This is a genomic window from Pseudomonas sp. URIL14HWK12:I12, assembly GCF_003097135.1.
Lineage (GTDB): Bacteria > Pseudomonadota > Gammaproteobacteria > Pseudomonadales > Pseudomonadaceae > Aquipseudomonas.
The window spans coordinates 362992-372728 of the sequence record NZ_QEQL01000006.1 but is presented as its reverse complement, the minus strand read 5'-3'; the positions used below and the strand labels follow the sequence as shown (position 1 = coordinate 372728).

General features: G+C 56.9%; 20 protein-coding genes. All 20 read left to right on the top strand.

The window, feature by feature from the left end; genetic code table 11:
• The coding region (tuf, locus tag F474_RS19225; protein WP_116562274.1) for an elongation factor Tu at positions 1–1002 on the top strand (1002 nt) is incomplete at its 5' end.
• 144 nt (positions 1003–1146) lie between these two features.
• The gene (gene rpsJ, locus F474_RS19220; protein WP_003186070.1) at positions 1147–1458 is read left to right on the top strand and encodes a 30S ribosomal protein S10; all 312 of its coding nucleotides are present in this window, start codon (positions 1147–1149) and stop codon (positions 1456–1458) included.
• 79 nt (positions 1459–1537) lie between these two features.
• Positions 1538–2173, top strand: a complete 636-nt coding sequence (gene rplC, locus F474_RS19215; protein ID WP_097086919.1) for a 50S ribosomal protein L3 — start codon at positions 1538–1540, stop codon at positions 2171–2173.
• 12 nt (positions 2174–2185) lie between these two features.
• On the top strand, positions 2186–2788 hold the full coding sequence (gene rplD / locus F474_RS19210; protein ID WP_097086921.1) for a 50S ribosomal protein L4: 603 nt from the start codon (positions 2186–2188) through the stop codon (positions 2786–2788).
• The gene (rplW, locus tag F474_RS19205) at positions 2785–3084 is read left to right on the top strand and encodes a 50S ribosomal protein L23 (RefSeq protein ID WP_097086923.1); all 300 of its coding nucleotides are present in this window, start codon (positions 2785–2787) and stop codon (positions 3082–3084) included. The genes rplD and rplW overlap by 4 nt, the downstream gene beginning before the upstream one ends.
• Positions 3085–3098: 14 nt before the next feature.
• Complete coding sequence (rplB, locus tag F474_RS19200; RefSeq protein ID WP_097086925.1) at positions 3099–3923, top strand: 50S ribosomal protein L2; 825 nt, start codon at positions 3099–3101, stop codon at positions 3921–3923.
• A 16-nt stretch (positions 3924–3939) separates the two neighbouring features.
• Positions 3940–4215: a 30S ribosomal protein S19 gene (gene rpsS, locus F474_RS19195; RefSeq protein WP_097086928.1), complete on the top strand. Its 276-nt coding sequence runs from the start codon at positions 3940–3942 to the stop codon at positions 4213–4215.
• An 11-nt stretch (positions 4216–4226) separates the two neighbouring features.
• Positions 4227–4559: a 50S ribosomal protein L22 gene (gene rplV, locus F474_RS19190; RefSeq protein WP_003103908.1), complete on the top strand. Its 333-nt coding sequence runs from the start codon at positions 4227–4229 to the stop codon at positions 4557–4559.
• 13 nt (positions 4560–4572) lie between these two features.
• Positions 4573–5259, top strand: a complete 687-nt coding sequence (gene rpsC, locus F474_RS19185) for a 30S ribosomal protein S3 (RefSeq protein WP_097086930.1) — start codon at positions 4573–4575, stop codon at positions 5257–5259.
• Positions 5260–5271: 12 nt separating this feature from the next.
• Complete coding sequence (gene rplP / locus F474_RS19180; RefSeq protein ID WP_097086931.1) at positions 5272–5685, top strand: 50S ribosomal protein L16; 414 nt, start codon at positions 5272–5274, stop codon at positions 5683–5685.
• Positions 5685–5876, top strand: coding sequence for a 50S ribosomal protein L29 (gene rpmC, locus F474_RS19175; protein WP_002555481.1), 192 nt, complete (start codon positions 5685–5687; stop codon positions 5874–5876). The genes rplP and rpmC overlap by 1 nt, the downstream gene beginning before the upstream one ends.
• Before the next feature lie 2 nt (positions 5877–5878).
• A complete protein-coding gene (gene rpsQ, locus F474_RS19170; protein ID WP_097086933.1) occupies positions 5879–6145 on the top strand; it encodes a 30S ribosomal protein S17 in 267 nt (88 codons plus the stop codon).
• A 23-nt stretch (positions 6146–6168) separates the two neighbouring features.
• Positions 6169–6537, top strand: a complete 369-nt coding sequence (rplN, locus tag F474_RS19165) for a 50S ribosomal protein L14 (RefSeq protein WP_003289207.1) — start codon at positions 6169–6171, stop codon at positions 6535–6537.
• 11 nt (positions 6538–6548) lie between these two features.
• On the top strand, positions 6549–6863 hold the full coding sequence (gene rplX, locus F474_RS19160; protein ID WP_097086935.1) for a 50S ribosomal protein L24: 315 nt from the start codon (positions 6549–6551) through the stop codon (positions 6861–6863).
• 20 nt (positions 6864–6883) lie between these two features.
• Positions 6884–7423, top strand: coding sequence for a 50S ribosomal protein L5 (gene rplE, locus F474_RS19155; protein ID WP_097087657.1), 540 nt, complete (start codon positions 6884–6886; stop codon positions 7421–7423).
• Positions 7424–7436: 13 nt separating this feature from the next.
• The gene (gene rpsN / locus F474_RS19150; RefSeq protein ID WP_097086937.1) at positions 7437–7742 is read left to right on the top strand and encodes a 30S ribosomal protein S14; all 306 of its coding nucleotides are present in this window, start codon (positions 7437–7439) and stop codon (positions 7740–7742) included.
• Between the two features lie 191 nt (positions 7743–7933).
• A complete protein-coding gene (rpsH, locus tag F474_RS19145) occupies positions 7934–8326 on the top strand; it encodes a 30S ribosomal protein S8 (RefSeq protein WP_097086939.1) in 393 nt (130 codons plus the stop codon).
• 12 nt (positions 8327–8338) lie between these two features.
• Entirely contained in the window at positions 8339–8872 is a 534-nt protein-coding gene (gene rplF / locus F474_RS19140) for a 50S ribosomal protein L6 (RefSeq protein WP_097086940.1), read from the top strand.
• 10 nt (positions 8873–8882) lie between these two features.
• A complete protein-coding gene (rplR, locus tag F474_RS19135; protein WP_097086942.1) occupies positions 8883–9233 on the top strand; it encodes a 50S ribosomal protein L18 in 351 nt (116 codons plus the stop codon).
• Between the two features lie 3 nt (positions 9234–9236).
• A complete protein-coding gene (gene rpsE, locus F474_RS19130; protein WP_097086944.1) occupies positions 9237–9737 on the top strand; it encodes a 30S ribosomal protein S5 in 501 nt (166 codons plus the stop codon).

Below are 9737 nucleotides of genomic sequence, written 5' to 3'. Positions count from 1 at the left end.
ACCGCTCACGTAGAGTACGACTCCAACGTCCGTCACTACGCGCACGTTGACTGCCCGGGCCACGCCGACTACGTCAAGAACATGATCACCGGTGCTGCCCAGATGGACGGCGCTATCCTGGTCTGCTCGGCCGCTGATGGTCCGATGCCTCAGACTCGTGAGCACATCCTGCTGTCCCGTCAGGTAGGCGTTCCTTACATCGTCGTGTTCCTGAACAAGGCCGACATGGTTGATGACGCAGAGCTGCTGGAACTGGTCGAAATGGAAGTTCGCGACTTGCTTAGCACCTACGACTTCCCAGGTGACGACACTCCGATCATCATCGGTTCGGCTCTGATGGCTCTGAACGGCCAGGACGACAACGAGATGGGCACCACTGCCGTGAAGAAGCTGGTCGAGACTCTCGACAGCTACATTCCGGAGCCAGAGCGCGCCATCGACAAGCCGTTCCTGCTGCCAATCGAAGACGTGTTCTCGATTTCGGGCCGCGGTACCGTGGTCACCGGTCGTGTTGAGCGCGGCATCGTCAAGATCCAGGAAGAAGTGGAAATCGTGGGTCTGCGTCCGACCACCAAGACCACTTGCACCGGCGTTGAAATGTTCCGCAAGCTGCTGGACGAAGGCCGTGCTGGCGAGAACTGCGGTGTTCTGCTGCGTGGTACCAAGCGTGACGACGTTGAGCGTGGTCAGGTTCTGGCCAAGCCGGGTTCGATCAAGCCTCACACCAAGTTCGTCGGCGAAGTCTACGTTCTGTCGAAGGAAGAAGGCGGCCGTCACACTCCGTTCTTCAAAGGCTACCGTCCTCAGTTCTACTTCCGTACTACTGACGTGACTGGCGACTGCCAACTGCCGGAAGGCGTTGAGATGGTGATGCCAGGTGACAACATTCAGATGACTGTCACTCTGATCAAGCCGATCGCCATGGACCAAGGCCTGCGCTTCGCTATCCGCGAAGGCGGCCGTACCGTTGGTGCCGGTGTTGTAGCTAGCGTCGTCGAATAACTTCGGCTCGCTGGTAGAAGAAGCCCCCGCTTAGCGGGGGCTTTTTTTATGCGGTTGACACTGTAATTGGGCATCTATAGAATCACGCCTCCTTTTAACGGGCATATTGCGCCCGTTGGGAATGAGCCTGGAGTCTGAAATCCAATGCAAAATCAGCAAATCCGCATCAGGTTGAAGGCATTTGACCATCGCCTGATCGACCAATCCACCCAGGAAATCGTGGAAACCGCGAAACGTACTGGTGCACAAGTGCGTGGTCCGATCCCACTGCCTACTCGTAAGGAGCGTTTTACCGTTCTGGTCTCTCCGCACGTCAACAAAGACGCGCGTGATCAGTACGAAATTCGCACCCACAAGCGTGTTCTGGACATCGTTCAGCCTACCGACAAAACCGTCGATGCGCTGATGAAACTGGACCTCGCTGCAGGCGTGGAAGTACAGATCAGCCTCGGCTAAGCGACTGCTTGGTCGTGTAACGCTCTGAAATGGGCGGCCATAGCGGGTGAAAGCCCCGTACACTCATGAGGTTTACAACATGACTATTGGTGTAGTCGGTCGTAAGTGCGGCATGACCCGCATTTTCACCGAAGATGGTGTCTCTATTCCGGTTACGGTCATCGAGGTCGAGCCGAATCGCGTCACCCAGTTCAAAACCGAAGAATCCGATGGCTACCGTGCAGTTCAAGTGACTGTCGGCGAGCGTCGCGCTTCGCGCGTGACCGCTGCTCAAGCGGGTCATTTCGCTAAAGCAAACGTTGCTGCGGGCCGCAGCGTCCTGGAATTCCGCCTCGAAGAGGGTGAGTACCAGGCCGGCGACCTGATCAAGGCAGACCTGTTCGCTGCTGGCCAGATGGTAGATGTTACCGGCCAGTCCAAAGGTAAAGGCTTCGCCGGTACCATCAAGCGCTGGAACTTCCGCGGTCAGGACAACACCCACGGTAACTCCGTTTCCCACCGCGTCCCGGGCTCCATCGGCCAGTGCCAGACTCCTGGTCGTGTATTCAAGGGCAAAAAAATGTCCGGTCACATGGGCGCCGAGCGCGTGACCGTTCAGTCCCTGGAAATTGTCCGCGTCGACGCTGAGCGCAATCTGCTGCTGGTCAAGGGCGCCGTTCCTGGTGCAACTGGCGGTGACGTGATTGTGCGTCCAGCTGTTAAGGCTCGCGGTTAAGGGGAAACTGACATGCAACTGAATGTAAATGACGCGCAAGCGATCGAAGTTTCCGAGCTGACTTTTGGTGGCGAATTCAACGAGACCCTGGTTCACCAGGCCGTTGTTGCCTACATGGCTGGCGGCCGTCAAGGCAGCAAAGCCCAGAAGAGCCGTTCGGATGTCGCCGGTGGCGGTAAGCGCCCATGGCGCCAGAAGGGCACTGGTCGCGCTCGTGCCGGTACTATCCGTAGCCCGCTGTGGCGTGGCGGTGGTACCACTTTCGCTGCTCGCCCTCAAGATCACTCGCAAAAACTCAACAAGAAGATGTATCGCGCTGCACTGCGCTCCATCCTCGCTGAGCTGGTGCGTACCGATCGTCTGGTCGTGGTTCAGGACTTCGCTGTTGAAGCGCCGAAAACCAAGGATCTGCTGGGCAAGTTGAATGGTCTGGGTCTGACCGACGTGCTGATCGTCTCTGAAGCCGTTGACCAGAACCTGTACCTGGCCGCTCGTAACCTGCCGCACGTCGATGTTCGTGACGTCCAGGGTTCCGATCCGGTCAGCCTGATCGCCTACGACAAGGTGCTGATCACCGTGTCCGCCGTGAAGAAATTCGAGGAGCTGCTGGGATGAACCAGGAACGCGTATTCAAAGTTCTGCTTGGCCCGCACGTCTCCGAGAAGGCCACCGTTCTGGCTGAAAAGAAAAGCCAGTTCGTCTTCAAGGTCGCGACCGATGCTACCAAGCTGGAAATCAAGAAGGCCGTTGAAAGCCTGTTCGACGTGAAAGTCGCCAGCGTCACTACCCTGAATGTTCTGGGTAAGACCAAGCGTACTGCTCGCGGTCTGGGCAAGCGCAATGACTGGAAGAAGGCAATCGTTGCCCTTCAGCCAGGCCAAGATCTCGATTTCAGCAGCAGTGCTGAGTAAGGAAGGGGTGCATCATGGCAATCGTTAAATGCAAACCGACTTCCGCTGGCCGCCGTTTCGTGGTCAAGGTCGTCAACAAGGAGCTCCATAAAGGCGCTCCTCACGCTGCCCTGCTCGAAAAGAAATCGAAGTCTGGTGGTCGTAACAACAATGGTCGCATCACTACGCGTCACGTAGGTGGTGGCCACAAGCAGCACTATCGTCTGGTCGACTTCCGTCGCAACGACAAAGACGGCATCGCCGGCACTGTCGAGCGTATCGAATACGATCCGAACCGTACTGCTTTCATCGCACTGGTTCTGTTCGCTGATGGCGAGCGTCGTTACATCCTGGCCCCGAAAGGTGTCAGCGCTGGCGACCAAGTTATCTCGGGCGCTCTGGCTCCAATCAAGCCAGGCAACACCCTGCAGCTGCGTAACATTCCAGTCGGTTCCACCGTTCACGCCATCGAGCTGAAGCCTGGTAAAGGCGCTCAGATCGCACGCTCGGCTGGTGCTTCGGCACAGCTCGTCGCTCGTGAAGGTGTATACGTGACCCTGCGTCTCCGCTCTGGCGAGATGCGTAAAGTGCTGGCTGAATGCCGTGCGACCCTGGGCGAAGTCTCGAACTCCGAGCATAGCCTGCGTTCGCTGGGTAAAGCTGGTGCCAAACGCTGGCGTGGCGTTCGCCCAACCGTTCGTGGTGTTGCCATGAACCCGGTTGACCACCCGCATGGTGGTGGTGAAGGTCGTACGTCCGGTGGTCGTCATCCGGTATCGCCATGGGGCTTCCCAACCAAGGGTGCGAAGACTCGTGCGAACAAGCGTACCGACAAAATGATCGTCCGTCGTCGCAAGTAAATAGAGGGATACGACAGTGCCACGTTCTCTGAAAAAAGGTCCTTTTATCGATCTTCACCTGTTGAAGAAGATCGAAGTGGCGGCGGAAAAGAATGATCGCAAACCGGTGAAAACCTGGTCGCGTCGTTCGATGATCCTGCCGCAAATGGTTGGCTTGACCATCGCTGTTCACAACGGTCGTCAGCACGTTCCTGTGCTGGTGAGCGAAGACATGGTTGGCCATAAACTGGGCGAGTTCGCCGCTACCCGCACCTACCGCGGGCACGCAGCTGACAAGAAAGCCAAGCGCTAAGGGGTAAGGAAATGGAAGTAGCCGCTAAGCTGTCGGGCGCTCGAATCTCCGCCCAGAAAGCCCGCTTGGTCGCCGACCAGATCCGCGGGAAGAAGGTGGGCGAAGCGCTCAACCTGTTGGCCTTCAGCAGCAAAAAAGCCGCTGAAATCATGAAGAAAGTCCTTGAATCGGCCGTTGCCAACGCCGAGCACAACGAAGGCGCAGACGTCGACGATCTCAAAGTCTCGACTGTTTTCGTCAACGAAGGGCGTTCGCTGAAGCGCATCATGCCGCGTGCCAAAGGCCGCGCTGATCGCATCGTCAAGCGGTCTTGCCATATCACTGTCAAGGTTGCGGACAAGTAACGGAGTCGATCAGATGGGTCAGAAAGTACATCCCGTTGGCATCCGCCTGGGAATCGTCAAGGAGCACACCTCCGTCTGGTATGCAGGCGGTAAGACTTACGCCGATTATCTGCTTGCAGATCTGAAGACGCGTGAGTACCTCCAAGACAAACTAAAAAGCGCGTCCGTTAGCCGTATCGATATTCATCGCCCGGCTCAAACCGCACGCATCACCATCCACACCGCTCGTCCCGGCATCGTGATCGGCAAGAAGGGTGAGGATGTTGAAAAACTGCGTCAGGACCTGACCAAGCAAATGGGTGTGCCTGTGCACATCAACATCGAAGAGATCCGCAAGCCGGAGCTCGACGGTATGCTGGTTGCCCAGAGCGTAGCCCAGCAGCTGGAGCGTCGTGTGATGTTCCGTCGCGCTATGAAGCGCGCCGTTCAGAACGCCATGCGCATTGGTGCCAAAGGCATCAAGATCCAGGTCAGCGGTCGTCTCGGCGGTGCTGAAATCGCACGTACTGAATGGTATCGCGAAGGTCGTGTGCCTCTGCACACCCTGCGTGCCGACATCGACTATGCAACCTACGAAGCCCACACCACTTACGGTGTGATCGGTGTGAAGGTTTGGATCTTCAAAGGCGAAGTAATTGGTGGTCGCCAAGAAGAGCTGAAGCCTCAAGCGCCAGCGCCTCGTAAAAAAGCTGCCAAGTAAGGGGTACGCCAAATGTTGCAACCAAAGCGTACAAAATTCCGCAAGCAGATGACTGGCCACAACCGTGGTCTGGCTCAGCGCGGTAGCAAAGTCAGCTTCGGTGAATTCGCACTGAAAGCTGTTGCTCGTGGTCGTCTCACCGCTCGTCAGATCGAGTCCGCGCGTCGTGCGCTGACCCGTCACGTAAAACGTGGCGGCAAGATCTGGATTCGCGTGTTCCCGGACAAGCCGGTCACCAAGAAGCCTCTCGAAGTGCGGATGGGTAAAGGTAAGGGTAGCGTCGAATATTGGGTTGCCCAGATTCAGCCAGGCAAAGTCCTGTATGAAATCGAGGGTGTTTCCGAGCAGCTCGCTCGCGAGGCATTTGCCCTGGCCGCAGCCAAGCTGCCACTGGCAACCTCCTTTGTTAAGCGGACGGTGATGTGATGAAAGCGAACGAACTTCGTGAAAAATCAGCACAGCAACTGAACGAGCAACTGCTCGGCTTGCTGCGCGACCAGTTCAATCTGCGTATGCAGAAGGCGACTGGTCAGTTGGGGCAGTCTCACCTGCTCTCGCAAGTGAAGCGTGACATCGCTCGCGTGAAAACTGTGCTCAACCAGCAGGCAGGTAAGTGATCATGGCTGAAGCCGAAAAAACCGTCCGTACGCTGACTGGCCGTGTCGTCAGCGACAAAATGGACAAAACCATCACCGTTCTGATCGAGCGTCGCGTTAAGCACCCGATCTACGGTAAATACGTCAAGCGTTCGACCAAGCTGCACGCCCACGACGAAAGCAATCAGTGCCACATCGGCGACAAGGTCACCATCCGCGAAGTTCGCCCGATGGCCAAGACCAAGTGCTGGGCTCTGGTTGAAGTCGTTGAGCGCGCTGTTGAAGTCTAAGGGCTAGGGGTCGGAGATATTTTATGATTCAGACTCAATCGATGCTCGATGTGGCCGATAACAGCGGCGCTCGTCGCGTCATGTGCATCAAGGTACTGGGCGGCTCGCACCGTCGTTACGCCGGTATCGGTGACATCATCAAGGTAACCGTTAAGGAAGCGATTCCTCGTGGCAAGGTCAAGAAAGGCCAAGTCATGACTGCGGTCGTGGTTCGTACCCGTCACGGCGTTCGCCGTCCTGATGGCTCGATCATCCGCTTCGACGGTAACGCCGCGGTTCTGCTCAACAACAAGCAAGAGCCCATCGGCACCCGTATCTTCGGGCCAGTGACCCGTGAACTTCGCTCTGAGAAGTTCATGAAGATCGTCTCGCTCGCCCCTGAAGTGCTGTAAGGAGATCCGACATGCAAAAGATTCGTCGTGACGACGAGATCATCGTGATCGCCGGCAAAGACAAGGGCAAGCGCGGTAAGGTGCTGAAGGTGCTCGCTGACGACCGTCTGGTCATCGGTGGTGTCAACCTGGTCAAGCGTCATACCAAGCCGAATCCGATGGCTGGCATTCAAGGCGGTATCGTCGAGAAAGAGGCGCCGCTGCACGCTTCCAACGTTGCCATTTTCAATGGCGAAACCAACAAGGCTGACCGTGTTGGTTTCAAAGTCGAAGACGGCAAGAAAATTCGTGTCTTCAAGTCGACCCAAAAAGCGGTTGATGCTTGAACACTGCTAGGTAAATGACCATGGCACGACTGAAAGAGATTTACCGGAAGGAAATCGCGCCCAAGCTTAAGGACGAACTTAAGCTGGCCAACGTGATGGAAGTTCCGCGCGTTACCAAGATCACCCTGAACATGGGCCTGGGCGAAGCGATCGGTGACAAGAAAGTCATCGAGCACGCTGTTGCTGACTTGGAAAAGATTACCGGTCAAAAGCCGATCGTGACCTACGCCCGCAACTCGATTGCAGGCTTCAAGGTTCGTGAAGGCTGGCCGATCGGCGTCAAGGTGACTCTGCGTCGCGAGCGTATGTATGAGTTCCTGGATCGTCTGCTGTCGATCTCCCTGCCTCGGGTTCGCGACTTCCGCGGCCTGAATGCCAAGTCCTTCGATGGCCGTGGCAACTACAGCATGGGCGTCAAAGAGCAGATCATTTTCCCGGAAATCGATTACGACAAAATCGATGCTCTTCGCGGTCTGGACATTACCCTGACCACCACTGCCCGTACGGACGAAGAAGGCCGCGCTCTGCTGCGTGCATTCAAGTTCCCGTTCCGCAACTGATTGGAGTCGGATAATGGCTAAGAAGAGCATGAAAAACCGCGAGCTGAAGCGCCAGAAGACGGTCGCCAAGTTCGCTGCAAAGCGCGCTGCGCTGAAAGCAACCATCGTCAATCTGGAAGCCACTCCGGAAGAGCGTTGGAATGCTACCATCGCACTGCAAAAGCAGCCGCGTGACGCCAGCGCCTCGCGCATGCGTAACCGCTGCCGCCTGACCGGTCGTCCTCACGGTGTATACCGTAAGTTTGGCCTGTCGCGTAACAAGCTGCGCGAAGCCGCAATGCGTGGTGACGTACCAGGTCTGGTCAAGGCCAGCTGGTAAGTCGTTGGTTGGCGGGCCACTCGTCCGCCAGCCTTTGCGATATACGATCAAGCCCCTTTTGGGGCTTGATTCGTTTCTAGGGTATCTCTAGAATGATCGGCTCGCCCGAGCCCGGGCTTTCTTGCCGTGGCCGTCAGGGCGTTCTATACAGCCGCAAGGCTCGTTTTTTTCGTATCAGGAGCATCTAGCCCATGAGTATGCAGGACCCGTTAGCGGACATGCTAACTCGCATCCGTAATGCCCAGATGGCTGAAAAGTCCGTTGTAAGCATGCCTTCTTCCAAGCTGAAGGTTGCTGTTGCCAAAGTTCTCAAAGACGAAGGCTACATCGCGGGTTATCAGGTCACTGGCGACGCGAAGCCTTCGCTGTCCCTCGAGCTGAAATACTTCGAAGGCCGTCCGGTCATCGAAGAGGTCAAGCGCGTTAGTCGCCCTGGCCTGCGTCAGTACAAAGCTGTCGAAGATCTGCCGAAAGTACGCGGCGGCCTCGGCGTTTCCATCGTCTCCACCAACAAAGGTGTGATGACGGATCGCGCTGCGCGCGCTGCCGGTGTCGGCGGCGAAGTGCTCTGCACCGTGTTCTAAGGGGAGCCAAGCATGTCTCGCGTTGCTAAAAACCCCGTCAAGGTGCCAGCTGGCGTTGAAATCAAGTTCGCCGGTCAGCAGTTGTCGATCAAGGGTGCCAAGGGCACTCTGGAACTGAATGTTCATAACTCGGTTGAAGTGACCCAGGAAGGCGGCGAACTGCGTTTCGCTGGCCGTAATGGCGACCAACAAACCCGCGCCATGGCCGGTACTACCCGTGCTCTGGTGAACAACATGGTTATGGGCGTAAGCCAAGGCTTCGAGCGTAAGCTGCAACTGGTCGGTGTGGGTTACAAAGCCCAGGCCAAAGGTCAGGTTCTGTCGCTGTCGCTGGGCTTCTCTCACCCTGTGGAATATGAACTGCCACAAGGTGTTTCAGCTGAAACCCCAAGCCAGACCGACATCGTCATCAAAGGTGTCGACAAGCAGCTCGTGGGCCAGGTCGCCGCGGAAATCCGCGACTTCCGTCGTCCAGAGCCGTACAAAGGCAAGGGTGTCCGTTACGCGGATGAAGTCGTCCGCCGTAAAGAAGCCAAGAAGAAGTAGGGCCTAGCAAATGACCGACAAAAAAGTTACTCGTCTGCGTCGCGCTCGCAAAGCACGCCTGAAAATGCACGAGCTCGAAACCGTGCGTCTGTGCGTGTACCGCTCTTCGCAGCACATCTATGCCCAGGTCATCTCGGCCGACGGCAGCAAAGTCCTGGCCAGCGCTTCGACTTTGGACAAAGAGCTGCGTGACGGTGCCACCGGCAACGTCGATGCCGCCACCAAGGTTGGCAAGCTGGTTGCCGAGCGTGCGAAGGCCGCCGGTATTTCTCAAGTCGCTTTCGACCGTTCCGGCTTCAAGTACCATGGCCGTGTCAAAGCACTGGCTGATGGTGCTCGTGAAGGCGGGCTGGAGTTCTAAGTTATGTCGAACAACGAGCAAAAACGCGACGAAGGCTACATCGAGAAGCTGGTTCAGGTTAACCGCGTAGCCAAGACCGTCAAAGGCGGCCGTATCTTCACCTTCACCGCGCTGACTGTGGTAGGTGATGGCAAGGGCCGTGTCGGCTTCGGCCGTGGCAAGTCCCGCGAAGTGCCTGCTGCCATCCAGAAAGCGATGGAAGCTGCACGCCGCAACATGATTCAGGTAGACCTCAAAGGCACTACTCTGCAATACGCCACCAAGGCTGCCCACGGCGCCTCCAAGGTGTACATGCAGCCTGCTTCCGAAGGTACCGGCATCATCGCCGGCGGCGCAATGCGTGCCGTTCTGGAAGTCGCCGGCGTGCAGAACGTTCTGGCCAAGTGCTATGGCTCCACCAATCCGGTGAACGTGGTTCATGCCACTTTCAACGGCCTGAAAGCCATGCAGTCTCCTGATTCGATCGCCGCCAAGCGTGGCAAGAGTGTTGAGGAGATTCTCTGA

What these genes read in the sequence shown, in the direction of transcription:
- rpsQ (WP_097086933.1), top strand. Translation starts at nt 5,879, where the DNA reads ATGGCTGAAGCCGAAAAAACCGTCCGTACGCTGACTGGCCGTGTCGTC.
- rplW (WP_097086923.1), top strand. Translation starts at nt 2,785, where the DNA reads ATGAACCAGGAACGCGTATTCAAAGTTCTGCTTGGCCCGCACGTCTCC.
- rpsE (WP_097086944.1), top strand. Translation starts at nt 9,237, where the DNA reads ATGTCGAACAACGAGCAAAAACGCGACGAAGGCTACATCGAGAAGCTG.
- rplN (WP_003289207.1), top strand. Translation starts at nt 6,169, where the DNA reads ATGATTCAGACTCAATCGATGCTCGATGTGGCCGATAACAGCGGCGCT.
- rpsH (WP_097086939.1), top strand. Translation starts at nt 7,934, where the DNA reads ATGAGTATGCAGGACCCGTTAGCGGACATGCTAACTCGCATCCGTAAT.
- rplE (WP_097087657.1), top strand. Translation starts at nt 6,884, where the DNA reads ATGGCACGACTGAAAGAGATTTACCGGAAGGAAATCGCGCCCAAGCTT.
- rplR (WP_097086942.1), top strand. Translation starts at nt 8,883, where the DNA reads ATGACCGACAAAAAAGTTACTCGTCTGCGTCGCGCTCGCAAAGCACGC.
- rplX (WP_097086935.1), top strand. Translation starts at nt 6,549, where the DNA reads ATGCAAAAGATTCGTCGTGACGACGAGATCATCGTGATCGCCGGCAAA.
- rpmC (WP_002555481.1), top strand. Translation starts at nt 5,685, where the DNA reads ATGAAAGCGAACGAACTTCGTGAAAAATCAGCACAGCAACTGAACGAG.
- rplV (WP_003103908.1), top strand. Translation starts at nt 4,227, where the DNA reads ATGGAAGTAGCCGCTAAGCTGTCGGGCGCTCGAATCTCCGCCCAGAAA.
- rpsN (WP_097086937.1), top strand. Translation starts at nt 7,437, where the DNA reads ATGGCTAAGAAGAGCATGAAAAACCGCGAGCTGAAGCGCCAGAAGACG.
- rplD (WP_097086921.1), top strand. Translation starts at nt 2,186, where the DNA reads ATGCAACTGAATGTAAATGACGCGCAAGCGATCGAAGTTTCCGAGCTG.
- rpsJ (WP_003186070.1), top strand. Translation starts at nt 1,147, where the DNA reads ATGCAAAATCAGCAAATCCGCATCAGGTTGAAGGCATTTGACCATCGC.
- rplB (WP_097086925.1), top strand. Translation starts at nt 3,099, where the DNA reads ATGGCAATCGTTAAATGCAAACCGACTTCCGCTGGCCGCCGTTTCGTG.
- rplP (WP_097086931.1), top strand. Translation starts at nt 5,272, where the DNA reads ATGTTGCAACCAAAGCGTACAAAATTCCGCAAGCAGATGACTGGCCAC.
- rpsC (WP_097086930.1), top strand. Translation starts at nt 4,573, where the DNA reads ATGGGTCAGAAAGTACATCCCGTTGGCATCCGCCTGGGAATCGTCAAG.
- rplF (WP_097086940.1), top strand. Translation starts at nt 8,339, where the DNA reads ATGTCTCGCGTTGCTAAAAACCCCGTCAAGGTGCCAGCTGGCGTTGAA.
- rplC (WP_097086919.1), top strand. Translation starts at nt 1,538, where the DNA reads ATGACTATTGGTGTAGTCGGTCGTAAGTGCGGCATGACCCGCATTTTC.